This window comes from Psychrobacter sp. T6-5 (assembly GCF_052258485.2).
GTDB lineage: Bacteria > Pseudomonadota > Gammaproteobacteria > Pseudomonadales > Moraxellaceae > Psychrobacter.
Map to the genome: position 1 here is coordinate 861,222 of NZ_JBQQEY020000001.1, position 26,428 is coordinate 887,649.

Genomic DNA, 26,428 nt, shown 5'->3' on the forward strand with positions numbered 1-26,428 from the left:
TCAGTAATTTATAGTGAAAATAAGCAGCAAATAGGATGATGGTTATGACAGATGTGCCCCAAATGTATGACGAAACAGGTGCTGTTGTACATTGTCAGTTATTCTACATCAATGACAGCCAGCAAGCACAGATTGAGAGTCTACAGTCATTAATAGCTGAGCACAAACTACCAATCGTCTTAGAGACTCAATTCTCCACAGAAAGGCTCACACAAAAACGTCGCCAACAACTGAGCCAAACATCCTCTCAACCTATTTTGCTGCTTGATGAAAAAGATAAGCTATCATGGCTTAGCGATGGTCTGAGCGTGTCACCAGAGTGGGATAAATTGCAACGCCGCGTGGTGAGTGCTGGTCGTAAGTCGGAGCTATTACTGCAAGCAGCAAAGATTACCGCAGATAGCCGTGTTATCGATGCAACGGCCGGCTTTGGCCATGATAGTTTGATATTGGGCAGTACGGGGGCACAGGTCATTATGCTTGAGCAGCAGCCTTTGATGGCGCTGCTATTACTTGCGGAGCAAGAGCGCATGAGCAAGCTGCCTAATTGGCAGAAGCTGATGAGCCGTCTACATATTACTAATGCTGATGCACTGAGTTACTTTGCGAGTTTAGAAGCTGACAATATAGCGAATGATGGCAATGCAATCGATGTAGTGTATTTGGACCCCATGTTTCCAGAGGATAGCTATCAAGACAGTAAGACAGGCAAAGGCGCAAAAGTCGGTAAGCACATGCAAGCGCTGCATCAGTTGGCGCGTCCACCAACGCTAGATGAAGAGCGCCAACTGCTAAATAGCGCCAAGGCAATTGTGAGTCGAAGCGCGCAAGGACAAGGCCGTGTGGTCGTGAAACGTCCGCAATTTGCGCCCTTGCTGGCTGAACAGCCTGCTAGCGAAAGCTGGCATAATGAAGCCGTGCGCTTTGATGGGTATTTTGTCTGATAGCGATTGTTTGTGATAATGAGTGTATCAGCATAAACGTACGTCATTCATTAGCTTGAGTATTTAGAATAAATGTATTCAGGAGCAGGAAATGTCAACGCTAATCATTTGGGTCATGGGTGCAGGCTTATTGTTGGTCAATATCATGCTGAGCACTCGGATTCTTCGGCTTGAAGCACGTTTAAAGGAATTGAGCAGTCCACAAGAGCAATTGGCATTTTTGCGGCAACAAGCAGCACACAAAGAGAAAATCCCTGCGATTAAAGCGTTACGTAAACAGTATCCTGAATTGTCCCTAGTCGAAGCCAATAACTTATGGCAACAAATCTAACGGTTAGCCAAAAAGCATATAACACTCTTTATTAATGATAATAAGAAGCCATGACATTCAAAGACAAACTACAAGCCTACATCCAGCTCACGCGTTTTGATAAACCAGTGGGTATTGAGCTCCTACTATGGCCGACATTATGGGGCGTACTACTGGCTGCCATGGGCCAAGCCCAGCAGCAAGGAGTTACAGCAGGTCTTCCAACGCTCAAGATATTTGCGATATTTGCGCTTGGAGCGATATTTATGCGCGCCGCTGGTTGTGCGATTAATGATTTTGCTGATCGTAAAGTAGATGGTCATGTGACTCGCACTAAAGGTCGTCCATTAGCAGATGGACGTCTATCTGGCAAAGAAGCCATTGCTGCATTTTTGGTACTGGTATTGCTAAGCGCCAGTTTGCTATTCTTCTTACCGATAGCGGTATTTTATTGGTCATTGGGTGCTGTTGTCTTGGCCTTTATTTATCCATTTATGAAGCGCTATACCCATCTACCGCAAGTATTTTTAGCAGCGGCGTTTGGGTGGGCCATACCGATGTCTTATGTGGCGGTGCAGGGCGCTCCCGATATTTGGTGCTGGATATTATTCTTTGCTTATATGTGCTGGACGGTGGCCTATGATACGCAGTACGCGATGGCTGACCGCGAAGATGATCTCAAGATTGGCGTCAAATCAACAGCGATATTATTTGGCCGCTATGATGTGATTATTATCTCAATCCTGCAAATGCTATTTTTGCTGATGATGGGCACGGCTATGTGGCATTACTTTGCCCCAACAACGCTAGGCGTGACACCCGTATTCGGATTGGCATTGGTGGCGATGATGTTTGCCAAACAAAACAGCGCGTGTGCCAGTCGCAATGCACAGGCTTGCTTTCAGGCATTCTTAGCCAATATCTGGGTAGGACGCTATGTTTTTGCCCTTGTTGCAATTGCTTGTATATGGACGACTCTAAATGGATAGATTTAAGAAGTTGCCGAAATTTAAAGTAAAGAAATCCTCCGCTACACATGGCTCAGGCGTCGACTATCAGGCAAAACTTGCTGAGCATGGATTGACGCGCGAGCAAGTCATTGCCACCGAGCGTAAACTAGCAAAGTTTGCTAATACAATGGATTCTCTTGTCCGCGTGCCTTTTACCAAGCAAGGCATGGGTGCGGATGCGGCGCTCTCTACCATTCCTCTCGCAGGGGATGTCGCAGGACTGATATTGACGAGCTATGCTTTTATACTGGGTCGTCAGCTGGGTGTTCCTGCCGATAAAATGACACCCGCTGTTAGACTGGCGCTGATTGATATGATCGTTGGTATTGTACCGGGTATTGGAACATTGCTAGATATTTTTATTCGCCCTAGCCGCAAGACATTGGGTATCGTACACGAGCATTTGCATCAGGAGTATGGCATCACTGAAACCATGCATATGGATCGGCCTTTTTTGCATCAATCACTAGAAGACAAGCAGCAACAAAGCCGCTTTGGTGCCTTTTGGCGAAATCCTATAGTGGCTTGGCTGTACTTGCATATCCCTGACATGTTAGGACTCATCGTGATTGTATTTGTCGGTTGGGGAATATGGACGGCGATAAGCTGGTTGGTCGGACTTTTTGGTCAATCGACTGGGTTTGGATAAATAAAGTTATATATTAGAAATTTGAGTGAATGCAAGTAAGCGGAGAGCATTCAGTATTAGTGAAAAAAGCGGCAATGATAGTAACGTTTGCCGCTTTTTAATTATTTAAGATAAGACTTTCAAAAAGCATACAGCTAGCACTTATTCAGTGACGACTTCTGCTTCAGCGCTGACCGCATCAAAGCTCGTGACAGTATCATTTTGGATAAGATCAATCGTACTACCACCTGCATGACTCACCAGTTGGATATTGCCATCGGCTGAGCGATAAGTGGGATTGTTACCTTGTCCTTCTGGTGCGCTGAGCGTCATTTTTGGCTGGTTGGGGCGGGTGACGATGGCATTGAGTAGCCCTGCAGCTGATGTCTCAAAAACGACTGACAGGCTATCACCTGCGGCACTCTTATAGCGTACATCAGTGATCTGTGCGCCTTTGATTGCCTGTTCTGGATTGGGTGCTGTATCCGCATTATTTGGCGCAGTGTCTCCAAGGTTTTTTTCTAATTCTGTCACGCTCACATCGCGTGCTGGATCAGTGTCGCTCTGTACAGGTGTGGTACCGTCATCGACAGTATTGTCATTAGCCGCTTCATTAACATTAATATTTGTGGTGACTGGTGTGGTCTGTGTTGACGTTTCAGATGGTGTTTCGGCAGGTGCTTCAGATTCTGGCGTTTCTTGACAGGCACTCAGCAGAAATAAACTCAAAAAAACAGCAGAAGCCTTGAGACCGTGAGACTTAGGGTTTGTTGGGATTGGTAGTTTTGAGGCAAAAGGGGTCATCATGAGGTTTATCCGTTAATAGCGCTCTATATCAATGTGGCAATTTGCAGGCGTTAACCTGCCAGTGAATAACTCTATATTATTACGTATTGACCGTAATAACCAGCTTGCGCTGTCCGCCATATCCAGTCACGTCTCTATGCTCGCACAAGCAAACCCCTTGCCATATACCCAAACCCAATCTACCCTCGACTAGTGGAATGGTTAAGCTGACACCCAGCATCATGCTTTTAAAATGAGCGGGCAAGTCATCTGACCCTTCTAGGGTATGGCGATACTCTGGTTGATCGGCGGGAGCGATTTTATTGAGCCATTCTTCAGTATCTAGTCTGACATCTGGGTCAGCATTTTCATTAATTGTGAGACTGGCTGAGGTGTGCAGCAAGAACAAATGGACCAACCCCGCTTTGTTAGAGTGCGGTATCAGCTGAGCAATGGCCGCTTCGATAATCGGGGTGATGATATGAATACCACGGGCATAAGTAGGTAGGGTAATGGTGGTTTGATGGTAGCTCATAGGGTATATCTCATTATTAGAGTCGACTTAAAATTAAGATACCATAAGACAGTATAAACCGTAGAGAGCGTCGGTTTTATTTACACAAGAGCTAATTTTCACAATATTAAATAAGCGGCGTCTGTAGACGTGTACGATTGGGCGATAGACGTGCGAACATTGCATTAGATAGCGGCGCAAATGACCCTAGCATCATACCTGCTAATGCTTCAGCACAAATAGGTGCCAATGCATAACCTTTTGCACCCATTGCACTCATTGTCCAAATTCGCTGACTGTTGGTTAGCTGCCCAACGATGGGATGATAATCAGGCGTTTGGGTGCGAATACCAGCGCGCCCTTGCCATAAGCTCGTATCGGCTGGCACGATAGATTCCATCTCAGGAATGGCAGCAACGAGCTTGTCCCGGCTAATTTTGTGTTCTTCATCTCGAATGTCAGTATCCGTATCATTGCGGATAAAGCTCGCGCCTAGTAATAAGTATGGTTCGCCAGTGGTGACAGTGTTTAGCTCATCATCGCCAGTCTGTGCGTTGAACAGCGCACAGTAACCACTATATTTAAGCGGTATTTTAGGTAAGTTTGCAAGTTGCTCCATCGTAGGTGTAAACCAAGACAGCTGCCCACGAATCTTACGGCAATCAAAAATACGCTTATCTAATTGATGACTCTCGAAGGCGGCGCAAATGACTACGTTATCAGCAAAAATAGAGACAGTCTCCTGATTTTGATTGCTGCCTTCAATACACACTTGCTGTTCAGTTTCGTCAATTTTACTCACGTCTAATTGCTGAAAACGAATGAGCGGATGTGTCAATATAATAGTTTTCAATGCTTGCGGGTTGACCAAACCAGACTGGGGTAAGTACAAGTTCTCTGATAAGTCTTGTTCTTGCAACCCACTAATATTCTGCGCTTGCTCATGGGATAGGGTAGTTGCCATCTCATCAGGATAATCTGCGATTTGCTCGGTGCCAATATTGGATTTTATCAGTAAATCAAGCGCAACAGTCGGCTCCAGTACTGGCGCTGTATTGAGCTGTGTGGCTTTCTGATTAAGGTCTCGATATAGCCTGCTGCTATAAAGATAACCGATGGTATGTAAATGCTCATCAACGTGGTGAATTGGCGTCATTTTGGGCGCAAGCAGCGCGCGAGGATTACCCGAAGCCCCTGCCAAAGGCGCTGATTTATCCAATAAGGTCACGGTAATACCACGATTGGCAAGCGACCAAGCCGTTAGCAACCCTGAAACGCCTGCACCAATGATGACAGTGTGATTAAAGGTGCTATCTATTGTTATATGCTTCGCATTGTGGCTTTTGTTATCACAATTTTTATTATCATTAGTAACATCAATATGGTCTGTATCGGTCATGATGGCAGTGAGCATTTCGCGCTTTCGACCAAAACCTTTTACCTTTTTGATGTCAAAGCCATGTTCCTTGAGTCCGCGCTTGACGATGCCTGCACAGCTATAAGTAGCGGCCGTGGTATACGTACGCGATAGGCGCTGCATCTGTGCAAAGATACTGTCAGCCCACAATGTACTGTTGCAAGAAGGCGCAAAGCCATCCAAAAACCACGCATCGATATGAGGCTGAGGCGTAGACTGCTGAGAGTGATCTATTGCCAGTTTGCTAAGGCTCTGGGCTGCATCACCAAGCCATATATCGACCGTCAGATTATCATAAGAGAAATCCAAACGATGACAGCCTGCGATAAGAGGCGGATACGCTGCCAAAAGTAGCTCAATCAACGTTACAAGTTCAGGCGCACGTTGACCCCATAGGGCAAGTATGTGCGTCAAATCTGCAAGCGGTATCGGGAATTTTTCAGTGGTAATGAAATGTAGGCGAGCATCTGCCAGTTGTGGATGGGTATCGCGCAGCTGTCGCCATAACTGCCACGTCGCTAAAAGGTTAAGCCCAGTACCAAAACCCAATTCCGCAATCGTAAAACATTGCTGTGGTGCAAGGCGCGCTAAGCGCTCAGGTAGCTGATTGTGCTCTAAAAACACATGACGTGTCTCTGCTAGGCCATCCGCATGAGAAAAATACACATCCCCAAACTCACCGGATACTGGCACCATATTGCCAGTATCATCCATTTGCCACTCAACCTTAGCAGGTGTGATAATATTTAATGGTTCAGCGTTTGTGTGATGAGCGATAGACATGGAAACTTCTTAGCAGGATGATTTACTATAATAAAAATGTTCTTGATGACAGAATCAAGTTCATAAAAATACAATGAGACGTCGCAGAATAGAGCAGGCCAAAAGCTAAATTTATAAAGAGCGCATCACTTACCAACGATCACGGCGGACAAAAACCAGCCATGAGATAAAAATACCCACCAACAAACTGATCAAAACGGTAAATGCACCATACAAAAACAACTGACCTTTGCTCTCATAGACTAAAACGTTTGCTTGGGTCTGCAAGTCGTTCACTTGACGTTGCAATTGTGCATTACGGCTGAGTAGTTCTTGATTGGCCGCTGACAGCGCTTTAGTAGACGGTTGCAACTGTGCGGCCAGAGTATCATTGATATCTAGTGCTGAACTTGTTGACGCATCGCCTACAGCAGGTTGATTTATAGGGGCTACTGTAGGATTCGCTGCATCTGCGTTGGGTGCCGTTGGTGCAGCATGCACTGACATCGCTGCCATCAGTAGCAGGCTAGCCAAGCTGTTTTTATAGAATCGAGTATTCAAATAAAGGACTTTCTGACTCACGATGCAGCTACTGTATCAGTTGGTGCTGGTAATGCTTGAATAAATGGCTTGATATCCACGTGACTATAGACGCCATCACGTAAATAAGGCTCATCGTTTGCCCATGCTTGTGCCGCCTCAATAGAGTCAAACTCAGCAATAATTAAGCTGCCTGACATATCGCTCTTGCCATGTTCGATAGGCGTTGGGCCTGCAATCACCAGACGATCTTCACGACTTAGCGCCTGTAATCGCTCAATATGCTCAGCGCGAGTAATCAGACGCTGTGTGCTGCTATTAGCCACATCATGACCAATAATGACAAATAAAGACATGGAACTTCCTTAGTTGATAATAAAACGTGATGATTGATTTGAAATGCATCGTATAACGCTAATGGGTGATTACTTTGAGCTTTAAAAGCAGTTTTATCAATTATAAGACAGTAGCTGCAATCAGCGCATAACCGTTATTTGCTGGTTTTGTCCGTCAGCGCAGGGTTGAGATGCTTTTTGAGTACAGCAAACTGAGCCACGACGAATACCAGCATAATCGGAATCCAGCCATAAGTCTTGAAGTTAATCCACGCTTCATCTGACATGGTGAATGCTGTGATATAATGAAGTACAGCCATGAGGGCGAAGAAAAGTGCCCAAGCAACGGTCAGTTTTTTCCAACCACTAAGTGTCAAAGTAAATACTTCTTTCATTGCTAGCTGCATCAGTGGCTTATTGATAGCGGCACTGACAAACAAGGTCAACGCAAAAATACCATTGATAATGGGCGATTTCCAACGCAGATAGATGTCATCGCGCAACAGCAATGTGCCACCGCAAAATAAAATGGTTAATAGTAAGACGACCCATTGTTGCTTATCAAACTTGCCTTTTTGGCGAATAAAGTGAATGGCATAAACAATGATAGTAGCGACGAGCAAAGCTCCTGCCGCTGCCAAAATACCGTTATAACGCGCCGCGATAAAAAAGGCAATCAAAGGGATAAAGTCTAATAATGCTTTCATAGCAAAGGTTGTGTCCAACAAAAACGTATGGGGTAGTTTACACGTCTACTGCATCAAAAAAAAGCAATCAACACGATAATCCTGCGATATACGTCACCTACAGAGTAATACGGTCTTATAGTGGCTAGTGACAATACCACTGACCAAATATAACCATCAAATACAGTAGCAATAGTCGCTAAATCTAGAGCATTGGCTCAGACATTATCAATAGCAACCAATATGAATAGTGACTATCTACTACCTACTACTAAATTGTTTATACGCTTATTTTTTAAAACATTAAGGTTTATCTTATGAAATACGACTTACATTGTCACAGTACCTGTTCGGATGGTACTTACGCACCAACTGAAGTAGTGAAGCGCGCGCACGCAGCGGACATCAATGTACTGGCACTGACTGACCACGACACGCTGGCGGGCATTGATGAGGCAAGAGCAGTTGCCAATGCTCATGATATACAGCTGATCAATGGGGTGGAAATCAGCTGTGAGCATACGTTGAGCGGTGGCTATGGTAAAAACAAATCTACAAACAAGATCATCCATGTGCTTGGGCTGGATTTTGCTGATCGCGAAAAGATGCATGCCACTCTGCAGCAACTACAAGACAGTCGGGCCACACGTGGTCAGCGCATCACCGAAAAGCTCAGTGAGCTGCTGGATATAGATTTCGATGAGTTGTGGCAAGCCGTACTAGACAAGGCAGGTGGCAACCCACAAGCAGTTGGACGCGCACATATTGGGCAAGTGTTATTTGAGCGGGGCGAGGTCAAAACCGTTCAGAAAGCCTTTGATAAATATTTGGCGGATAATAAGCCTGCTTATGTGGCGATCGAGGCATTGACGATGCAGCATGGTATCGAGTTGATTCATGCTTGTGGTGGCAAGGCGGTGCTTGCGCATCCCACGCGCTATCAGTTATCCGCCACGCGAGTGCGCAAGCTGATTGAAGAGTTTGCTCAGCTTGGCGGCGATGCCTGTGAGCTACCAGCCACGAGTGAACCGATCAGCACACGCAGAATGGTTGATCGTAGTATTGCCGAGCACAATCTAGTCACCTCGATTGGCAGCGACTTTCATGGTAGCAATATGCCGTGGCGTCGCTTGGGTGATGTGCCTGTCTTGAACCCTGACCAACAAGGAGTTTGGGAGTCTTTTACAACTCTTGCTTAGTGAATAGGATTTAAATTTTTATAGTTACTTCTAATAAGGTTACTTCCAATAGTGATAGGGCCTTATTGATCATGATGAGTAAGGCTAGGAATGGATATGTAAACGTAATTACATTCATAGAGAAATTATCGGGAAATAAATGCGTAAAACTGATTGATAATTAAGGTATAAATTGCCACACTGAATAGACCTTGGTCGTGGCTCACGGCTCACTATTCTTAACTCTATAAATTTGATTATCCGCGGTAGTGCATTATGGCTGTATATAAGTTCTATCTAGGCCACAGAGAGCTTTCTAAGGCGGTTTTTGAGTGGGAGGCTGCTGATAGGACGGCCCTACTAGCAGCATTTATGTTAATGGAGGTTTTTTCACATTGGCTATGGTGCTTATTTGTATGGTATCGCCGCGATACTTATGGTGCTTACGTTGATATCAACCTGCTCTATCTAGTATGGATTAGTGTGTCTATAGTTGGTGTTTTCTTACTATGGATGTCCAGTCGTTTTTCACCAGTTAGAAGTGCTAATAGCAATCTGCACATATGGCAAGCTTTGCTCATCACTATTTATAGTGTCTACATTACTTTTATTGTCGCCATACTAGGGCATAGTAGTCTAGTAACGGGTGTGTCATTAGTAGGTGGTGCTATGCTAGGAATGATGCTCATTAACCGGAATTATGTTTGGCGAGCATTTATAGGACAGATTATTGTGACCTTAGCAGTATCGCTACTTCCTTATTTTGGTATTACGATACCCAATCTACGCCAACTTACGGCCATTACTCTTCCTTCTAGTATTCATAGCTATATGACTTATAGTGATATGACTATCGTTAAAAATGAGGCGTTGACTTGGGAAGGGCTTAATCACCTTCGTCAATCTTCCAGCCTTTTGTGGCGATCTACCCATATTTATATGTCGCTACCAAAAGCGATTTTTATCATTTATATGTTTCGTATTTTGTTAGTGTCATTAGACGATAGTAGGCAAGAAACCTTGCAGTATGCCAACCAAGATGAGCTTACTCAGCTAAAGAACCGTCGCTACGGTCTGAAGAAAATGAAGTATGCGTTGTCAACGGTACAAGACAATCAAGATTTTAGCGTGATGCTATTTGATTTGGATTGGTTTAAACGCATCAACGATAACTATGGTCACGATGTGGGGGATCAAGTGTTGATCGAAATATCGCAGACGCTATTGCAGTCGTTATCAGATGAAACCATCATTAGCCGTTACGGTGGTGAGGAGTTTTTGGTTGTGCTACCAAATACGTCGCACGATAGTGCAATGGTGATTGCTGAGCAATTACGGCTTAGTATTGCTCAGCATGTCATCAATGTCGGTGATGTGTTTGATTTTAGCGTGACAGCAAGCTTTGGGCTGTATACCTTGACCCATCAAGAAAGGGCTCGCATTGTCAAAAACTATAAATCTATTTTGGCAAAAAAAGCCCAATCTCAATCAAGTGCATCATCTCTTATCAAGCCGATTGCCACGCAGAGAGCTGAGAGCCAAATGGCATTTATACAAAAACTACCTAGCGATATCTGTCAACGTTTGATTAGCACAGCAGATAAGGCTCTTTATGAAGCCAAGCACCGTGGACGCAATCAAGTCGTGAGTGCCAATCATATGTTTGCTGAAAAAAACGGTGGCATCCATTCACTCTACAAAAACCGCTAGCCGCTACGCTATCAATAATTCAATCATGAATCCATCTGCTGAACCAAACTTGCCAGCACACTGGTGGCAAAGCTACCCGTGGTCAACGTAAAGCTCAATACCAATGTCTGCTCATCCGACCACTCCCAGCTTAATTGTTCAATAGGCAGTCGTAGCGCACGTCTTTGTGCTTTGACATCACGCTGCTCCAGTCCCGTTGCTAGCTGAATGAGTAATGGGCTATGTTGTACGACTTCGTTTTCTAACGCGGCCGCACTGCCACTGACTTTATCATTACCTGTACCCCACAATACGGCAGTTGGATGAATATCGCCGCTACTCATACGAGCGCGTAACGTATCGTCTAGCGCCTCACTGGTAAATATCGACCCCGAACCATCCAGATTAAATACTTCTCCTGCTAGGGCAGCGTTCCAGCTGCCATCACGAACTCGCACTGCCAATATCTCATTAAATATCAAGCTACGTGCTGCCGATAGCTCCATTGTATTTTGTTCGCGCGGCGCACGTTTGCGTTTGCTTTTTTTGGGTTGCGGTTTTGGCTCTCGTGCTGGACGGGCAAATAGGGACAGTGCCTCTCTGACATTATTACCCTGACGGCCAAAACGCTGTGGGCCAAAGTAATTTGGCACACCCGTTTCATCAATGTGTGCCAAATGCTGATCGACGCGTTGCTTAGCCGTTTGCTCAGGCGATTCGGTGTCTTCATCGTCAGTGCTCGCAAACTGAATATCACGCAAGGTAATGATAAATTGATTGGCACGGTGGGTACCGCGATTGAGCTTTTTATTATGCCAATGCTGCGCCAGAATAACGACGGACTCATTTTCGCCAATATCTATCGGTGCAAACTCCGTAGGCGGCAATTGCTTCTTTGGTATACGCAGACTAAACCACTGGGTCGTCACCGCATGACGATCCTTCAGTCCTGAGTAACCGACATCACGCAGTGGAATATCTGCCCACTCTGACAAGAGTTTTGCCAGATACGCGGTGTTCATGCCTAATTTTTTAATATGCAGCCATAAATGCTCACCTTCGTCGGTGAACTCTAGCGGTAATATTTCATTGACCACAAAGTCTGTGGCATCTGCTTTATAAGTGGCTTGCTTTATCGGTGGACGGCTCGGCTGCGGCAAGTTTGCGGTGTCAGTGATAGCGGCAATATCAATATCACTGAGATCAAAACTATTGGTAGCATAATTATTTGTATCGCTATCTGAGTCGCTATCTAATACGGACTGAGTAGCAGAGGTATTTTTAATATCGCTAGAGGTGTCTTGAGAGGTCATAATGTGGTCTTTTATTGTGTTTATTAATAATAAGTGAAGACAGAAAATGTGCTGATAGAAAGTCGCGCAATTACGTTTTGCAACGCAGCAAGCATACAAAAAAACATCGTGTGCCAAGTGGTCTTGCTACTATCAATCTATAGAACGCTAAAAATAACAAACATTAAAAAATAAGGTAAGTTGAATTTGTCTGGTTTGTTGTGGTCATTTTCAACTCGCTATCATCAGGAAATCATTATAACTGTTAAGGAAGCATTATGACCAAGGCGATGATCAACACAGTCACTATAAGCAAAGCGGATATCCCAAGCGGCGGTATGAAATCGTATAAACAAGAAGACGATAGTATCATTTTAATCACTCGTGATGACGATGAGTTCCGTGCGTTCGATGGTAAATGCCCACATGCTGGTGCAGATTTGGGCGATGGATTACGCTGCGGCAATCGAGTGGTCTGCCCTTGGCATCACGCGAGTTTTGATAGCCGCGATGGGTCGCTACTAGAGCCGATAGCGACAGAAGGCTTGACCCAGTACGAGCTTACCAATGATGGCGACAGCGTGACTGTTGATACCTCAGCTAAGATAAACAAGCAGACAGAAAATGACAAACTCACTGATACGCATACCATTATCGTGGGCGGCGGCGGTGCAGGATTTATGACCGCTAACCAATTGCGTCATGGCGGTTATGGCGGCAAAATAACGATGATTAGTAAAGATGACAAAGCCCCTTATAACCGTCCACTATTATCCAAAGCATTTTTGGCAGGAAACATGGATGAAGACAAGCTGCTACTAGGCGACGCAGATTGGGCGAATAGCAATGATATTGATCTACGTCTTAATCAAACGGTCAGCGACGTGTTACCCAATGAGGCGACCATTGTCATAGAAAATGAAAATGGTACTAGCGAGCGAGAGACTGCGGATTTCTTAGTTGTGGCTACTGGTGCGTCGCCGACCACTCCGCCCATCAAAGGAGCAGATATAGACGGCGTATATACCTTGCGTAGCATGGCAGATGCCAAATTGATCAAAGCGGCCAGTCATGACCAGCGCGTGGTGATTATTGGTACAGGTTTTATCGGTATGGAGACCGCTTCGGCATTAGCGCAGGCAGGTACGACCGCTTCTATTACAGTGATTGGACAAGGCAGTCGCGTGATGGGCAATATCGTCTCAGAAACGGTGAGTAACGCTTTAATTAAGTTGCATGAAGAGAAGGGTATTAACTTTGTGTTTGACGCGACTGTCAATGAAATCACTAAGATTGACCGCCAAGCGGATAACGATGGCGATAATAATAATCAGGCTTTTTCAAATGTAGGCGGTGTGACGTTGGCGAATGGTGAGCATATTGATGCCGACATCGTGGTCTTGGGTACAGGTGTGTCGCCGCGTACAGAGATATTGAATGAAGTGAACGACCCAGATGGTGTGCAAGTTGACGCTCATTTACAGCTGCGTGATGGGGTCTATGCACTTGGTGATATTGCCAAAGCCAGCAATCAAATGGGTCGTATGCGTATCGAACATTGGCGCGTAGCATTGCAGCACGGCATGGTCACAGCTGCTGCCATATTAAACGATGACAATGTCGATTCGCTAGAAGCGCGCATTCCGTTCTTTTGGACCATGCAATATGGCAAAAGCCTGCGCTATAGCGGTCATGCCGAGACACCAGAGTACAATGTCCTGTTTGGCACGCCAGATACGCTCGACTATATCGAATATTATTTTGATGACGAAGGCGAGAACACACGTGCGAGTGCGGCAAGTACGCTTGGACGCGATAAAGAGTTGGTCGCTTTCTCTGAACTACTGCGCCGTGGTCATGCACCGACACGTGCACAGCTTAACGCAGGGTTTGATATGATTGACCAAGCGCACGCATTATCGCGCTAGTACTATAGACGGATAAGTATTAGTATTTAAGCTGGCTTAGTGATCTAAGCCAGTTTTTTTATAAATAAAAAAGGAAAATCATAATATGAATAAAAGCAATTTGAGTAAAGATTCCGTATTTTTACGTCAGGCTAAAGCGGATGATATTGGCGCACTTGAGCAACTACTAAACTGCTGCTACCGAGAGACGGCAGGCTGGACCAATGAGGCAGACTTGGTCGGCGGTATTCGTATCACACCAGAGGAGCTGGTAAGTACGATTACCAATCCCACCCATTATCTGTTTGTGTACCCAAAAACGACAACAGGTGAGCGTGAGGCAGAAGAAACAGGTGAGGTACTTGGCTGTATTGCTGTCGATATAAAAACTGATACTGACTCGAATAAAAAAGCCTATATCGGTATGTTTGCGGTGCATCCTGAATTGCAAGGGCAGGGCGTCGGTAATGTCATACTACAAGCGGCTGAGACCTTTGCAGATCGCCACTTACAGTCACAGAATCAGCCGAGCCGCCTGACCATGTCTATCTTGAGTCATCGTCCTGAGCTTTTGGCTTACTATCAGCGCCGTGGCTATCAATTGAATGGTAATAAAATACCGTTTCCCAACGATGGCAATAATGGAGAGCCAAAGCGTACAGATTTAGAGTTATTAGAATTAGAAAAGAGAGTTAGCGAGTAAAGCCTATCTCGATTGACCCCAAAAATGTCCAAAAGTCATAAATAGCCCAATACTGAGTAAGATAAATGCCACAATGATCAAGCGCTTAAACCAATTAAAGGCGGGCAAGCGCGTGGCAGTGTCGTCAGACATCAGATAAGCAAATAAAAACAATAAGCTTGCTGCCAACGTCATGATCCCAAGACCAATCGGTAATATAAACAAATACACCTGCCACACAGTCATCTCTCAACAGTCGTTATTACCTGCATCATAGCAGCAAGGGGATTGTACTGTCAGTATGAACCAATCAAAATAACGCGCAGAACAACAACCTATGATCTATACAATCGCGCGGCGGCGATAAAACAATAGCCCCGGAATAGACAAACCCAGCACCAAAGCTGAGGTCACAAACAGCGCTTCAAACAAATACACCATCATTTGGCTAAATAATTCGTCCGAATAGCCAAAATAGCCAATCTGTACCATACTCACCATTGCCTTATAAGCCGCGATACCCGGCATCATACAAATGACGCTGGGCGAGATTAAAGCTTTGGGCGGTAGTGTGTATTTTTTTGAAAAATACACGCCCAAAAAACTGGCGAGCATTGCGCCAAAAAAGCTCGCGATCACAAGATGAACATGCTGATACACAAGCGCCGTTTTTAACCCAAATCCCAACGCCGTCATCAGCAGACACGGCAAGATATAGCGTTTAGGTACGCTAAACATCAGCGTCCAACCAAGGGTAATGATGCAAGACAGTACAACGGTCTCAATAAACCACATCTAAAACCCCCAGTGCTGTATGCGTAGTAACACCAGTGCCATTACGATACCCACACATGCCGATAGGGTAAGCATATAGGTAAAGACGGCACGCCCAACGCCAATATTGACATAGCCTTTTAAAATATCGGACAACGAGTTAATCAGTGGAAAGCTGGGAATCAGTAGTAACACACTAGAGGCCACGGCAATATCGGCATTATTGCCAATATCAAAATAATAGGTCGTCGCACCAATGAGTGAGGCAATGAAAGCCGTCACAATGACGGTGATAAAAGGGTTAAAGTGATGCTTGGACAAATAAATACGAGTAAACATCGCCACCATACCTGCGATAAAGGTCACTGCCGTAATCGACCAACTACCGCCATTCAAATAAGCAAACGCGGCACAAGAGGCACCAACAAAGATGCTCACTAGCCATGTCGGATACACGGTTTTATCCAACTCATCAAAGGCAAGGGTTGTGCGGTCAATCAACTCATTATTATCGACAGTGGCTTCGGTTTTATTGACGATTTGCTGAATTTGTACCAATAAATTGACATTGATACTCTGATTGATCGTGTCTCGGGTGGTAGTGATACAGCGCTCATCACAGATAGTGGTCAGGGTAATGGCGTTAAAATTTAGCGAGCATTCGACGCTGTTCATTCCCAAGGCAAGCCCCAAGCGTTTGGATAAGTCCACCACCACGGCAGACTCAGCGCCATACTGCATAAGGAGTAAGCCGCAGCGTACGCAGAGTCGAGTAATGCGCTGCTGCTTGACGTAGCTGATAGAGGTCACGGGTGAGATACGCAGGTTGGTTGGCGATTGATACGCTATTATAAAGGGTCTGAATGCGGACGCGCAGACAATATCAGACATTATTGAATATTATATTGGCTGCTATTACAAACTTTTTTGGCAAGGAGCCTAAAATGCACATCGCGATTTTGACACTGACGTTTTCATTGCCCGGCTGCGGCTCACTAAAAGAAAAACGCCAGCGCATGGGCGGCTTACATGCACGCTTTGGCAATACGCCAAGCGTCGCGGTCTGTGAAAGCGGTGAGCGCGCGCGCCATGATGCTAGCGAGTGGACGTTTGTGATCGTTGGACTGTCTAAACGTGAGGTCGAGTCGCAGTATAGTCAGATTGAGGAAAAACTAGAACGGATAGTGGATGCGCGGGTGATGAATGTTGAGCGGGAGTTTGTTTAGTAAATGGCTTTTATAGGAAACTAATACCCAATCTGCTATTTTAATCACACCCAAGTTATGCTTTATGACTATGATATAACTACTTCTGATCTCTTGGCATTACCTGAGCCTAATAAATAAATTTTCGAAGCAATATAAGAAAAATTGATAAATTATGTTGAGTTTTATAAAAATAATCTGTATTGTACCGTAACAAAATTTATACATTGTAGTTTAAGTAAAGAGATCGTATTAGACTTTTATAGCTTATAAATCAAGCTTCAAGATGATAATGAGTTACATGGTCTAAGGTTTGATTTCTCTATGATAAACCACAATGGCATTAAAATTTTGTCAGTCCGGTCAACCTTATTATTAGAGAAATATTATGCTGAAAAAAATTGCTTTTTTAATCATGACTTCAGTCCTATTTGCTGGTTGCGCTTCTATACCCACAGAACAAGCGCAAGTATCTGATGTATTAAAGCAGGTTCAACCACCTGCAAACGACAAAGCAGGACTGTATATTTATCGTTCTAACAGTGTCATAGGTGCAAGTTTGAAGAAAGATGTTTGGATTGATGATGAGTGTGTTGGTGAAACGGCGCGCGGAACATTCTTTCATCAAGAAGTGCAAGGAAATACGACGCATAAAGTCTCTACTGAGTCTGAATTTTCTCCAAACGATTTGATGGTAAATACTACTGCGGGGCAGAACTATTTTATCCAGCAATACATTAAGCCAGGTGTGTTTGTCGGCGGGGCTGGGCTGAAATTGGTTTCAGAAGCTGAAGGTAAAGAAGCGATATCAGATCTTAAGCTAGGCGTAAAAGGTAAATGTAGCAAATAATAGGCTTTATTCTATTATGAGCTAAACTATCATAAGTCCTTGTTAACGTATCGAAAAAGCATCAGCAATTAAGCTGATGCTTTTTTAATGGTTCAGAACAAAATAGCTTTTTAATTTGACTAACTATTACTGTTAATCCACTCACTAATATGAGGCAACTGATTCTCCAAATCTTGTTTTAAGTGAGGCGCATTGCTATTTGTCCACGTCTCATCACACCAATCACAACCACTGTACAAATTGCCAAGCCAATAAGGGTAGTATGCAACGTTATTAAGTAAATCTCTCGGAGCATTCATAAAACCACAATCAATCTTGCGAATGACCCTACAGATATCTATCGGTGTCATCTCATCACTCAAATACTTTTTAATTGAGTTAATCAGGTATTTAGCTGCTAAGATGTCGGCACTCAATGATTGCGGTGAAAAATCTGGTTCTACTGCTATAGATAGTCTGAAAAGAATATCTTCAAAATGATATTTTGGCGCATAAAAAATTTCAAACACTTCCTCAGGAATATGGTCGTTATTTTTAACGAATGTATCAGCCCATTGAGTAATTGATTCTATGTCTGTTTTGTCATACCAACATTCTACTAATATTTCTTGAGCAGTTTTCATAGTGTTACTCAGAATATGATTCCTTAATATAAATCATCAACCACAACGACTCCATGTAAATCTGAAACCAAGGCGATACCAAATCGAGGTTCAGTACAAATATCCATAGCTCTATCAAGATACTCAATACAGCCAAACACACTTTCCTTGAAGACTAGATTTGTATTCTTATCTTTGTAATAGTAGAACTGACCTTGCGTGCTACAGAGGTCATCTTCCTGCCAATAGGTAAATAACTTTTCACAGGTATCTAACAATATGTTTCCAAAGGTTGTTCTACTAGAATCATATTTATTCCATGATTTTTGTGTGTCAACGACTGCATGCTTTGTCATTGGAATTTCTGAATAATCGGTACTTTGTAGCTCATCAATCCAAAAATTGAAATTATTTGTCTCCAATAAAGAAGATACGTTTTTTAGAATAACAATAAAATCACTAATTAATATTGGTTTTTCATTATCTAGAGCGCTAATAACAGCGAATTTTTTTTTCTAAACGTGTATTAAAGTTCATAAAATTATAGGCTCATTATTAATTATTTGAATTGCGACAGTTTAGGAAAACTCGTTATCTATAGCTGCTGCGCTAAGTTAGGCTCACTCTTTTTTATAATGCATAAGCATTAGCCATATGGCACCAATTTTTCCATACCAACATTCTACTAATATTTCTTTATGAGATTTCATGATGTTACTCAGAATAATGATGCTCTAGTCTAGGTAATACTATGCTCATAAGTAATTTGAGCCTATAAATATTCTAAAACAATCATACTAAACTAGAAATATGTTTATTCAATCAATTATACTTAAGGATTAATAGAGATATAAAGGACTGTCATGACTATCACAACTATTCAGCTATTTACTTTCATCATTGCTGTATTCATATTTATCATGACGCCGGGTCCTGGTGTGTTTGCCACGATTGCCAAAGCCATGACACAAGGCTCTTGGGCGGCGCTGCCCTTAATCATTGGCCTTGCTGCAGGGGATACTATTTATATGGTGTTTTCCGCTTATGGACTGAGCGCGTTAGCAAGTAATTTCAATACCTTGTTTACTATCGTTAAGTTTGTAGGAGCAGGTTATTTATTTTACTTGGCGTACAAGATGTGGACGACGGTACCAAGTGAAATTATCACTGGGGATATAGCGTTAAAGAATAAGAATGAGGGGTTAAAAAGTGTGATGTCAGGCTTTTTGATATCTATTAGCAATCCAAAAGTTATTTTATTCTACATAAGCTTGTTACCGAGCTTTTTTCCAGTAACTAGCCTGACGGGGGTAGATATTACGATTCTATGTCTAGTGATTTTTGGCTGCGCCATTATTGCCATGATGATGTATGCCTTTATGGCAAGTTACGCGCAAAAACGTCTAAAAAGCCCTAAAGCGCGTCAGAAATTTAACCGAGTAGGGTCTTCATTTATGGGATTGGCTGGCACATGGTTGATCGCGAAGGGTTAGATCTATAATACAAATCTGAAGGAACATTGGACGCTTAACAGATACCTTTGACGGTTCATAAAAAGAAAAAGGCCACTCCCGAAAGAGTAGCCTTTTATCAATCATTCACTAATTTGTCTTAGCTTACGTCTTTTAATCCTTGCTCAAGCATCGGCTTTAGGAACTCGCCTGTATATGAACCTTTCACTTCCGCCACTTCCTCAGGCGTGCCTTCGGCGATGATCATGCCGCCGCCTTTACCGCCTTCAGGTCCAAGATCAATCACCCAATCCGCCGTTTTGATGACATCAAGGTTATGCTCGATGACCACGATGGTATTGCCTTTGTCACGTAGGGTATGCAGGATATGGAGCAGCTTGTAGATATCATGGAAATGCAAACCCGTGGTTGGCTCATCCAAGATATAGAGCGTCTGTCCCGTATCACGCTTGGCCAGTTCACGCGCCAGTTTGACACGCTGCGCTTCACCACCAGAGAGCGTCGGCGCTGACTGACCCAAACGAATATAACCAAGACCGACATCCATCAACGCTTGCAGACGGCGATAGATTGCTGGTATCGCTGAGAAGAACTCGGTCGCATCTTCAACAGTCATCTCTAACACTTCTGCGATGCTTTTGCCTTTATAATGAATCTCTAAGGTTTCGCGGTTGTAGCGTTTGCCTTCACAGGTATCGCATGGCACGTACATATCAGGTAAGAAATGCATTTCAACTTTGATAAGACCATCGCCTTGACACATCTCACAGCGTCCGCCTTTGACATTGAAACTAAAGCGACCTGGCTTGTAACCACGAGCGCGCGCTTCTTGCGTTTGCGCAAACATCTCACGCACAGGGGTAAACACGCCCGTATACGTCGCTGGGTTTGAGCGCGGCGTGCGACCGATGGGGCTTTGGTCAATATCGACCATTTTGTCCAAATGCTCAAGACCGCTGATGCTGTCATGCTTGTCTGCGATAAGCGTTGAGGCGTTATTTAACTGCGTCGCTGCCAATGGCATAAGCGTACGGTTGATCAAGGTTGATTTGCCCGAACCAGATACGCCCGTTACACACGTCATGACGCCAACAGGTATGGTCAAATCGACATCATGCAAGTTATTACCGGATGCGCCTTTTAGCTCAATCGTCATCGGTACTTTTTTGGCTTTGGCCTTACCTTTGACTTCGACGTCCATGGTTTTGGCTTTATGACGCACGGTTGGAATCTCGATGCGTTTTTTGCCAGACATATATTGTCCAGTGAGTGATTCTTTGTTTGCCATGATGTCATCGACCGTACCTTGAGCGATCACATGACCACCGTGTACGCCCGCACCGATACCGATATCGATCACATGATCTGCTTGGCGAATGGCATCTTCATCATGCTCAACGACCAGCACGGTATTACCCAAATCACGCAAGCGTGTGAGCGTCTTTAGCAGACGATCGTTATCACGCTGATGCAGACCAATTGATGGTTCATCAAGTACATACATGACGCCCATGAGGCCTGCACCGATTTGGCTGGCAAGTCTGATACGCTGTGCTTCACCGCCAGACAATGTCTCGGCAGAGCGCGCAAGGGTCAGATAATCAAGCCCGACGCTGACGAGGAAGTTTAAGCGCTCATTGATCTCTTTAAAGATTTTTTCTGCGACTTCACCTTTGTGACCGTCAATTTTTAGCGTTTTATAATAATCAGCAGAGTCACCGATAGAAAGCTTAACAATATCAGCGATGGTTTGATCATCAACACGCACATTGCGTGAGATTTCGTTCAGACGCGCGCCATCACAGACATTACACGTCGTATCTGCGAGATACTTGGCTAGCTCGTCACGGACGAGGTTACTTTGCGTCTTAGCATAACGACGCTCTAAGTAAGGCAGCACGCCTTCAAACGGTACGGTCTTATTTGTCTTACGGCCGCGCTCATCAGTAAAGTTAAAGGTGAGCTTTTCTTTGCCAGAGCCATGCATGATAAGGTCTTGCTGCGCTTTTGATAGATCTTGCCACGGCATGTCCATATCGATTTTGAAGTGCTTACATACAGTGCTGAGCAAACCAAAATAGTAGGCATGACGTTTATCCCAACCATTGATTGCGCCTTGATTAAGCGATTTTTCATGATGGGTAATAAGTTTTTCAGCAGCGAAATATTGACGTTTGCCAAGACCATCACAGCTTGGGCACGCACCGTAGGGGTTGTTAAAACTGAACATACGCGGCTCAAGCTCAGGTACGGCACGATCACAGATAGGGCATGAGTGCTTGGCTGACATGACTTGATTGTCGTCACCGCCTTCTTTTGGGTTGCCATCCATAAAGTGTAGCGTGACCAGTCCTTGACCCAAACGTAGCGCCGTCTCTAGACTCTCAGCGACACGGTTGCCCAAATCATCACGGACTTTAAAGCGATCAACCACGACTTCGATGGTATGTTTTTTCTTTTTATCGAGGGTTGGTAGCTCATCGGTGTCGTATACGTCGCCATCGACACGCACGCGCACAAAGCCTTGACCAATCAGCTGCTCAAGCAAGACAGTATGCTCACCTTTACGCTCACGAATCACTGGTGCCAAAATCATGATTTTGGTATCTTCTGGCAAGGCCATGACTTGATCGACCATCTCGGTGACCGACTGCGCGACCATCGGCTCGCCATGCTCAGGGCAGTACGGCGTACCGATACGTGCATATAGCAGACGCAGGTAGTCATAAATCTCGGTAATCGTACCGACGGTTGAGCGCGGGTTATGGTTGGTCGATTTTTGCTCGATGGCAATCGCAGGGGAGAGACCCTCGATGCTATCAACCTCCGGTTTTTCCATTTGCGAGAGGAACTGACGCGCATATGCTGACAAACTCTCGACATAACGACGTTGCCCCTCGGCATATAGCGTATCGAATGCCAGTGACGACTTACCAGAGCCAGACAAGCCTGTGATTACCACGAACTTATCTCGTGGAATGTCTAAATCAATGTTTTTTAAATTATGAGTACGTGCGCCGCGTATTGCGATATGGTCATGTGCCATCGTTTATGGGTTTCCTATTTGCTAAAAGAGTATTGGGAAATATCTCAAATGAAAAGGTAAATACAGATCAGTAAAATTATTGGTTAAAAACGCGAATGATCTCTAAATTTATAATGTTGTTATAAATAGTTCTATTATAAAAAATATGGTTATAAATAGTGCTTTTATAAAGTGTTCATACGTTCGTAGAGTAAGGGCTATAAATGCCAATTTACTGTTTTCTTATTTTGCAGTCTTTGATGCGATTGATTTCTATACGACTAAGCAAATCTAAATCAAATCCCTGTTAAGTAACAGGCATCGTTTGTTATGGTTTTGACCAAAAATGTCATTTTGTAGAGGAGTTTGTCGTTTGAACTGTCGTTCGAGCTAATGACTAATAATGTTTACAACGCCTTACTTTATTGTTATGGCGACCGCATTATTCAAGGTGTGATTGCGTATCTGACGCAGTTGGTAACAAAATAATTGCGTAATATGAATGGCTTGGGCTAAGGGTGCATTCGATACTGTACGCATAAGACAAAAGTCTCGGCAACCAAACGGCGAATGTCTTATACTAGGGGGCTTGATTTATAGGCCAGCGCCTTGATAAACCAGTAGTGATAAATCATGGTGCAGTACAAGTACCAGCAGTGAAAAAACAGCAATGATCAATCAGTGAGGCAAGTATGAATAGCGTAGAGAAACGGGCAATCCTCGGAGTCGGTGGCATCTTTGCCTTGCGTATGATTGGCTTGTTTATGATTGTGCCGGTATTTTCTGTCTATGGTGACAATTATGCACACGCAACACCGTTTTTGATTGGTCTGGCAGTTGGCATTTATGGGCTAGGACAAGCGATCTTTCAGATACCGATGAGCCTTGCCGCTGATAAATTCCCACGTAAACCGATTATATTTTTGGGATTGATACTGTTTGCAGTCGGCGGCATGATTGCGGCAAATGCGACGGATATCTATGAAGTGATTATCGGTCGAGCGCTGGCAGGCAGTGGCGCGGTCTCTGCCGTATTGATGGCGCTATTGGCTGATGTGACGCGTGAAGAGATGCGTACCAAAGCAATGGCGACAATGGGTTTGACCATTGGAACGTCCATCATGCTTGCTTTTGCTTTTGGCCCTTTATTGGTCGGTGCCCTCGGTATCTCGGGATTGTTTTGGTTGACATCAGGTTTTGCTGTTTTAGCTATGCTGCTATTGCTGATGGTTCCCACACCTTTACGTGTGCTCAAGCACAATCTGGACAACAAGTCGATTCGCGAGCAGTTAGCGACCGTCCTAAAGGTAGGGGATTTGAATCGCTTACACATTGGTGTCTTTGCACTACATCTAACGATGACCGCCATATTTGTCATACTACCGCACCAGCTCAAGGACGTCATGGGTTTGTCGGTGAGTCAGCAAGGCATGGTTTACTTGCCGCTCTTGTTTGTTGGTTTTGCAGTCGCGATTCCCTTTATCATCATTGCCGAAAAGAAACGTAAAATGCGCCAAGTATTTTTGAGCGCCATTGCAGTAATGACCGCAGCCTTGGCATTTCTTGCTTTTGGTAGTCAGATTGGCGTTGGTATTATTTTTGGATTGCTACTGTACTTTATGGGCTTTAATTTGCTTGAGGCGACGATTCCATCTTGGATATCCAAGCGTGCCCCAGTCGCCAATAAAGCGACCGCAATGGGGCTAAACTCATCTAGCCAGTTTTTAGGTGCGTTCGTTGGTGGCGCGATGGGCGGGCTGCTATTGAATCAGTCTAATCTGCTGGCATGGGGGCTATTGGCACTTGTCATGGGCATCGCATTGCTGCTGATTATACCCATTGCCCAGCCACCTTATCTGTCGAGCACGACAGTGACCATTCCTAAAAATATTAATATCCAAGATTGGTCACGTCAAATGCTAGCAGTAGAGGGCGTGGATGAGCTGGTCGTGATGGCAAAAGAGCAGGTCGCTTATCTCAAGTTAGATAAGACCCAAATAACAGATGAGTCACGACAGGCGCTATCGCATTTGGCGCAAAGTCCGTTAGATATTTAATATGCTATATAGGCAATATTTTAGATTGAGATAGGCAATTCATTTTAAAAAGAAAACAGTTGTACTGAAATAAATTTTGCGTAGCCTCTGTCTGCGAAGGCACAGCAAGCAAGAAAAATTTGTTTCAGTAGTATCTGATAATGCGTATGCTTTTTTTATTTAGGACTGACTATGGATACAAGAATAAATAGGCATAACTGAGTGGACAATAACCCCGTAGGCCGCCATTATTAATCAGTGACCGCGAAATGATTATCTCAATTTAAAAGGAATTAATATGAGTAAGTTTAATAAGCTAGCAATAGGTTTTGGACTGTCAGCTACGCTACTGACCTCTGGCTGTGCCACGCAAAATATTCAAGCCTATCAGAACACCACACCAACGCTTGATATGCATGAGTTTTTCTCAGGTCAAATCGAGGGTTGGGGTATGTTTCAAGGGCGTAATGGCGAGGTCAAAAAACGCTTTTATGTCGATATTGATGCAACTCACGAAGGTGATGACGTCATCGTTTTAAACGAGAAGTTTTCTTGGGCAGATGGATCAAAATCGCAGCGTATATGGCGACTGACTGAGCAAAGCGATGGACGCTGGATTGGCACAGCAGGCGACGTCGTTGGTGAGGCAACAGGCGATGTGGTAGGCAATACGTTACATTGGGATTATGTATTAAATCTGCCAGTCGAGGACAAAACTTACAAAGTGAATTTTGACGATTGGATGTATCTCATTAACGAAGATGTCATGCTCAATCGTTCAGTCATGAAGAAATTTGGCGTCGAGTTAGGTAGCGTGACGTTGAGCATGCATCGCAAGAACTCTTCCACTAAATAACGTGATAGCAAGCAAGGTGCTAATCAGAATTGATAGAGTTTGAAGGTATTCATCAGCGTTTTAAAATGGCAAAATAGTGGCGTGTTTATTGGTTAAACTTTTATCTTGCATACCTAAGCGACATAGATTGACGTTTATCATAGCTAGACTGTAGATATTCGAACAAAAATTGGTTAAAGTAAAATCATATCATTGATAGGAATTATTTTTTCTATCGAATAATTATTCATCAGTAAAAGGACGGTATCATGCGCGGAGTTAATAAAGTTATCATTATCGGTAACCTTGGAGCAGATCCTGAGGCACGCCAGTTCAATAATGGCGGTAGCGTGACCAATATCTCGGTCGCGACATCTGAGCAGTGGACGGATAAACAAAGCGGTGAAAAAAGAGAAGCGACAGAGTGGCATCGTATCTCATTGTTTAATCGTTTAGGCGAAATTGCCGCGCAGTATTTGCGTAAAGGCAGCAAAGTCTATATCGAAGGCAGCTTGCGTACGCGTAAATATCAAGATCAAAGCGGCCAAGACCGTTATATCACTGAGATTCGCGCTGAGCAAATGCAGATGCTTGATGGTATCAGTGGCGGTCAAAGCGATAACGGCGGCGGGTTTGGTGGCCAGAACGCAAACAGTTACGGCAACCAGGGCAACCAAAATAATTTCGGTCAGCAAGCAGGTAATCAGCCAGCACAGCAAGGCGGCTACAATAACCAACCGAGTGGTGGTCAGAACAGCTTTAATAACCAAAATTCACCTGCGCCGCAAAACCAGTTTAATCAACCTGCGCAAAAACCTGCACAATCTAAGCCTACGGCGATGCCAGATGGCCCTGTAGACGATGATATTCCGTTCTGATGAATACATGATTAAGTAATGTTGTATTTAAAAAGCCCCGCTATTAGCGGGGTTTTTTAATGCCTATCAAT

General features: G+C 44.1%; 27 protein-coding genes. 14 read left to right on the forward strand and 13 right to left on the reverse strand.

Annotation, left to right across the window (positions count from 1 at the left end):
- Positions 1-62: 62 nt before the first annotated feature.
- The 4 genes from ACTXGK_RS18340 (at position 63) to ACTXGK_RS18355 (ending at position 2,913) form a co-directional block, all read left to right on the forward strand.
- Positions 63-944 (forward strand): class I SAM-dependent methyltransferase, encoded by an 882-nt coding sequence (locus ACTXGK_RS18340; RefSeq protein WP_443516030.1) that lies wholly within the window; start codon positions 63-65, stop codon positions 942-944.
- A 91-nt stretch (positions 945-1,035) separates the two neighbouring features.
- Positions 1,036-1,275, forward strand: a complete 240-nt coding sequence (locus ACTXGK_RS18345; protein WP_443515753.1) for a hypothetical protein — start codon at positions 1,036-1,038, stop codon at positions 1,273-1,275.
- 50 nt (positions 1,276-1,325) lie between these two features.
- Entirely contained in the window at positions 1,326-2,243 is a 918-nt protein-coding gene (ubiA, locus tag ACTXGK_RS18350) for a 4-hydroxybenzoate octaprenyltransferase (protein ID WP_443515752.1), read from the forward strand.
- Positions 2,236-2,913 carry a DUF4112 domain-containing protein gene (locus ACTXGK_RS18355; protein ID WP_443515750.1) on the forward strand — a complete coding sequence of 226 codons (678 nt, stop codon included), beginning with the start codon at positions 2,236-2,238 and terminating at the stop codon, positions 2,911-2,913. The genes ubiA and ACTXGK_RS18355 overlap by 8 nt, the downstream gene beginning before the upstream one ends.
- 141 nt (positions 2,914-3,054) lie before the next feature.
- Here the strand turns inward: ACTXGK_RS18355 and ACTXGK_RS18360 are convergent, their stop codons facing one another.
- The 6 genes from ACTXGK_RS18360 to ispZ form a co-directional block, all read right to left on the reverse strand.
- On the reverse strand, positions 3,055-3,699 hold the full coding sequence (locus ACTXGK_RS18360; protein WP_443515749.1) for a hypothetical protein: 645 nt from the start codon (positions 3,697-3,699) through the stop codon (positions 3,055-3,057).
- A gap of 79 nt (positions 3,700-3,778) precedes the next feature.
- The gene (locus ACTXGK_RS18365) at positions 3,779-4,213 is read right to left on the reverse strand and encodes a secondary thiamine-phosphate synthase enzyme YjbQ (RefSeq protein ID WP_443515747.1); all 435 of its coding nucleotides are present in this window, start codon (positions 4,211-4,213) and stop codon (positions 3,779-3,781) included.
- Positions 4,214-4,319: 106 nt separating this feature from the next.
- Entirely contained in the window at positions 4,320-6,392 is a 2,073-nt protein-coding gene (mnmC1, locus tag ACTXGK_RS18370; RefSeq protein WP_443515745.1) for an FAD-dependent 5-carboxymethylaminomethyl-2-thiouridine(34) oxidoreductase MnmC1, read from the reverse strand.
- 129 nt (positions 6,393-6,521) lie between these two features.
- A complete protein-coding gene (locus ACTXGK_RS18375; protein ID WP_443515744.1) occupies positions 6,522-6,932 on the reverse strand; it encodes an SH3 domain-containing protein in 411 nt (136 codons plus the stop codon).
- 17 nt (positions 6,933-6,949) lie between these two features.
- Entirely contained in the window at positions 6,950-7,267 is a 318-nt protein-coding gene (locus ACTXGK_RS18380) for a YciI family protein (RefSeq protein ID WP_443515742.1), read from the reverse strand.
- A 134-nt stretch (positions 7,268-7,401) separates the two neighbouring features.
- On the reverse strand, positions 7,402-7,953 hold the full coding sequence (gene ispZ, locus ACTXGK_RS18385) for a septation protein IspZ (protein ID WP_443515741.1): 552 nt from the start codon (positions 7,951-7,953) through the stop codon (positions 7,402-7,404).
- Between the two features lie 296 nt (positions 7,954-8,249).
- Between ispZ and ACTXGK_RS18390 the strand changes: the two genes are divergently transcribed.
- Together ACTXGK_RS18390 and ACTXGK_RS18395 are read left to right on the forward strand one after the other, a co-directional pair.
- Positions 8,250-9,131 (forward strand): PHP domain-containing protein, encoded by an 882-nt coding sequence (locus ACTXGK_RS18390; protein ID WP_443515739.1) that lies wholly within the window; start codon positions 8,250-8,252, stop codon positions 9,129-9,131.
- Between the two features lie 351 nt (positions 9,132-9,482).
- Complete coding sequence (locus ACTXGK_RS18395; protein WP_522909838.1) at positions 9,483-10,820, forward strand: diguanylate cyclase; 1,338 nt, start codon at positions 9,483-9,485, stop codon at positions 10,818-10,820.
- Between the two features lie 23 nt (positions 10,821-10,843).
- Here ACTXGK_RS18395 and truD read toward each other — a convergent pair whose 3' ends face one another.
- Positions 10,844-12,112, reverse strand: coding sequence for a tRNA pseudouridine(13) synthase TruD (gene truD, locus ACTXGK_RS18400; protein ID WP_443515735.1), 1,269 nt, complete (start codon positions 12,110-12,112; stop codon positions 10,844-10,846).
- 257 nt (positions 12,113-12,369) lie between these two features.
- Here truD and ACTXGK_RS18405 point away from each other — a divergent pair, with 257 nt between their 5' ends.
- A complete protein-coding gene (locus ACTXGK_RS18405; protein WP_443515733.1) occupies positions 12,370-14,019 on the forward strand; it encodes an FAD-dependent oxidoreductase in 1,650 nt (549 codons plus the stop codon).
- Positions 14,020-14,104: 85 nt separating this feature from the next.
- Complete coding sequence (locus ACTXGK_RS18410; RefSeq protein ID WP_443515731.1) at positions 14,105-14,701, forward strand: GNAT family N-acetyltransferase; 597 nt, start codon at positions 14,105-14,107, stop codon at positions 14,699-14,701.
- A gap of 3 nt (positions 14,702-14,704) precedes the next feature.
- Here the strand turns inward: ACTXGK_RS18410 and ACTXGK_RS18415 are convergent, their stop codons facing one another.
- The 3 genes from ACTXGK_RS18415 to ACTXGK_RS18425 all read right to left on the reverse strand — a co-directional run bounded on the left by ACTXGK_RS18415 (position 14,705) and on the right by ACTXGK_RS18425 (position 16,264).
- Positions 14,705-14,926, reverse strand: coding sequence for a hypothetical protein (locus ACTXGK_RS18415; RefSeq protein WP_201598167.1), 222 nt, complete (start codon positions 14,924-14,926; stop codon positions 14,705-14,707).
- 96 nt (positions 14,927-15,022) lie between these two features.
- Positions 15,023-15,475 (reverse strand): threonine/serine exporter family protein, encoded by a 453-nt coding sequence (locus ACTXGK_RS18420; RefSeq protein ID WP_201598174.1) that lies wholly within the window; start codon positions 15,473-15,475, stop codon positions 15,023-15,025.
- A complete protein-coding gene (locus tag ACTXGK_RS18425) occupies positions 15,476-16,264 on the reverse strand; it encodes a threonine/serine exporter family protein (RefSeq protein ID WP_443516028.1) in 789 nt (262 codons plus the stop codon). It lies immediately after the preceding gene.
- 134 nt (positions 16,265-16,398) lie between these two features.
- Here ACTXGK_RS18425 and ACTXGK_RS18430 point away from each other — a divergent pair, with 134 nt between their 5' ends.
- Together ACTXGK_RS18430 and ACTXGK_RS18435 are read left to right on the forward strand one after the other, a co-directional pair.
- Entirely contained in the window at positions 16,399-16,680 is a 282-nt protein-coding gene (locus ACTXGK_RS18430) for a DUF503 domain-containing protein (protein ID WP_443515728.1), read from the forward strand.
- A 367-nt stretch (positions 16,681-17,047) separates the two neighbouring features.
- The gene (locus ACTXGK_RS18435) at positions 17,048-17,509 is read left to right on the forward strand and encodes a DUF2846 domain-containing protein (RefSeq protein WP_443515726.1); all 462 of its coding nucleotides are present in this window, start codon (positions 17,048-17,050) and stop codon (positions 17,507-17,509) included.
- Between the two features lie 119 nt (positions 17,510-17,628).
- On the opposite strand, the gene ACTXGK_RS18440 is transcribed toward ACTXGK_RS18435, so the two are convergent.
- Both ACTXGK_RS18440 and ACTXGK_RS18445 read right to left on the reverse strand, forming a co-directional pair.
- Positions 17,629-18,132, reverse strand: a complete 504-nt coding sequence (locus ACTXGK_RS18440) for a hypothetical protein (RefSeq protein WP_443515725.1) — start codon at positions 18,130-18,132, stop codon at positions 17,629-17,631.
- A gap of 23 nt (positions 18,133-18,155) precedes the next feature.
- A complete protein-coding gene (locus ACTXGK_RS18445) occupies positions 18,156-18,467 on the reverse strand; it encodes a hypothetical protein (RefSeq protein WP_443515724.1) in 312 nt (103 codons plus the stop codon).
- A gap of 507 nt (positions 18,468-18,974) precedes the next feature.
- Here ACTXGK_RS18445 and ACTXGK_RS18450 point away from each other — a divergent pair.
- Complete coding sequence (locus ACTXGK_RS18450; protein ID WP_443515723.1) at positions 18,975-19,604, forward strand: LysE family translocator; 630 nt, start codon at positions 18,975-18,977, stop codon at positions 19,602-19,604.
- A gap of 118 nt (positions 19,605-19,722) precedes the next feature.
- Here the strand turns inward: ACTXGK_RS18450 and uvrA are convergent, their stop codons facing one another.
- A complete protein-coding gene (gene uvrA, locus ACTXGK_RS18455) occupies positions 19,723-22,629 on the reverse strand; it encodes an excinuclease ABC subunit UvrA (RefSeq protein WP_443515721.1) in 2,907 nt (968 codons plus the stop codon).
- Positions 22,630-23,300: 671 nt separating this feature from the next.
- On the opposite strand from uvrA, the gene ACTXGK_RS18460 reads away from it, so the two are divergent.
- The 3 genes from ACTXGK_RS18460 to ACTXGK_RS18470 all read left to right on the forward strand — a co-directional run bounded on the left by ACTXGK_RS18460 (position 23,301) and on the right by ACTXGK_RS18470 (position 26,357).
- Complete coding sequence (locus ACTXGK_RS18460; protein ID WP_443515720.1) at positions 23,301-24,665, forward strand: MFS transporter; 1,365 nt, start codon at positions 23,301-23,303, stop codon at positions 24,663-24,665.
- A gap of 277 nt (positions 24,666-24,942) precedes the next feature.
- A complete protein-coding gene (locus ACTXGK_RS18465) occupies positions 24,943-25,500 on the forward strand; it encodes a DUF3833 domain-containing protein (protein ID WP_443515718.1) in 558 nt (185 codons plus the stop codon).
- Between the two features lie 248 nt (positions 25,501-25,748).
- The gene (locus ACTXGK_RS18470) at positions 25,749-26,357 is read left to right on the forward strand and encodes a single-stranded DNA-binding protein (protein ID WP_443515716.1); all 609 of its coding nucleotides are present in this window, start codon (positions 25,749-25,751) and stop codon (positions 26,355-26,357) included.
- Positions 26,358-26,428 lie beyond the last annotated feature (71 nt).

What these genes read in the sequence shown, in the direction of transcription:
- ACTXGK_RS18340 (WP_443516030.1), top strand. Translation starts at nt 63, where the DNA reads ATGTATGACGAAACAGGTGCTGTTGTACATTGTCAGTTATTCTACATC.
- ACTXGK_RS18345 (WP_443515753.1), top strand. Translation starts at nt 1,036, where the DNA reads ATGTCAACGCTAATCATTTGGGTCATGGGTGCAGGCTTATTGTTGGTC.
- ubiA (WP_443515752.1), top strand. Translation starts at nt 1,326, where the DNA reads ATGACATTCAAAGACAAACTACAAGCCTACATCCAGCTCACGCGTTTT.
- ACTXGK_RS18355 (WP_443515750.1), top strand. Translation starts at nt 2,236, where the DNA reads ATGGATAGATTTAAGAAGTTGCCGAAATTTAAAGTAAAGAAATCCTCC.
- ACTXGK_RS18360 (WP_443515749.1), bottom strand. Translation starts at nt 3,699, where the DNA reads ATGATGACCCCTTTTGCCTCAAAACTACCAATCCCAACAAACCCTAAG.
- ACTXGK_RS18365 (WP_443515747.1), bottom strand. Translation starts at nt 4,213, where the DNA reads ATGAGCTACCATCAAACCACCATTACCCTACCTACTTATGCCCGTGGT.
- mnmC1 (WP_443515745.1), bottom strand. Translation starts at nt 6,392, where the DNA reads ATGTCTATCGCTCATCACACAAACGCTGAACCATTAAATATTATCACA.
- ACTXGK_RS18380 (WP_443515742.1), bottom strand. Translation starts at nt 7,267, where the DNA reads ATGTCTTTATTTGTCATTATTGGTCATGATGTGGCTAATAGCAGCACA.
- ispZ (WP_443515741.1), bottom strand. Translation starts at nt 7,953, where the DNA reads ATGAAAGCATTATTAGACTTTATCCCTTTGATTGCCTTTTTTATCGCG.
- ACTXGK_RS18390 (WP_443515739.1), top strand. Translation starts at nt 8,250, where the DNA reads ATGAAATACGACTTACATTGTCACAGTACCTGTTCGGATGGTACTTAC.
- ACTXGK_RS18395 (WP_522909838.1), top strand. Translation starts at nt 9,483, where the DNA reads ATGTTAATGGAGGTTTTTTCACATTGGCTATGGTGCTTATTTGTATGG.
- truD (WP_443515735.1), bottom strand. Translation starts at nt 12,112, where the DNA reads ATGACCTCTCAAGACACCTCTAGCGATATTAAAAATACCTCTGCTACT.
- ACTXGK_RS18405 (WP_443515733.1), top strand. Translation starts at nt 12,370, where the DNA reads ATGACCAAGGCGATGATCAACACAGTCACTATAAGCAAAGCGGATATC.
- ACTXGK_RS18410 (WP_443515731.1), top strand. Translation starts at nt 14,105, where the DNA reads ATGAATAAAAGCAATTTGAGTAAAGATTCCGTATTTTTACGTCAGGCT.
- ACTXGK_RS18415 (WP_201598167.1), bottom strand. Translation starts at nt 14,926, where the DNA reads ATGACTGTGTGGCAGGTGTATTTGTTTATATTACCGATTGGTCTTGGG.
- ACTXGK_RS18420 (WP_201598174.1), bottom strand. Translation starts at nt 15,475, where the DNA reads ATGTGGTTTATTGAGACCGTTGTACTGTCTTGCATCATTACCCTTGGT.
- ACTXGK_RS18430 (WP_443515728.1), top strand. Translation starts at nt 16,399, where the DNA reads ATGCACATCGCGATTTTGACACTGACGTTTTCATTGCCCGGCTGCGGC.
- ACTXGK_RS18435 (WP_443515726.1), top strand. Translation starts at nt 17,048, where the DNA reads ATGCTGAAAAAAATTGCTTTTTTAATCATGACTTCAGTCCTATTTGCT.
- ACTXGK_RS18440 (WP_443515725.1), bottom strand. Translation starts at nt 18,132, where the DNA reads ATGAAAACTGCTCAAGAAATATTAGTAGAATGTTGGTATGACAAAACA.
- ACTXGK_RS18445 (WP_443515724.1), bottom strand. Translation starts at nt 18,467, where the DNA reads ATGACAAAGCATGCAGTCGTTGACACACAAAAATCATGGAATAAATAT.
- ACTXGK_RS18450 (WP_443515723.1), top strand. Translation starts at nt 18,975, where the DNA reads ATGACTATCACAACTATTCAGCTATTTACTTTCATCATTGCTGTATTC.
- uvrA (WP_443515721.1), bottom strand. Translation starts at nt 22,629, where the DNA reads ATGGCACATGACCATATCGCAATACGCGGCGCACGTACTCATAATTTA.
- ACTXGK_RS18460 (WP_443515720.1), top strand. Translation starts at nt 23,301, where the DNA reads ATGAATAGCGTAGAGAAACGGGCAATCCTCGGAGTCGGTGGCATCTTT.
- ACTXGK_RS18465 (WP_443515718.1), top strand. Translation starts at nt 24,943, where the DNA reads ATGAGTAAGTTTAATAAGCTAGCAATAGGTTTTGGACTGTCAGCTACG.
- ACTXGK_RS18470 (WP_443515716.1), top strand. Translation starts at nt 25,749, where the DNA reads ATGCGCGGAGTTAATAAAGTTATCATTATCGGTAACCTTGGAGCAGAT.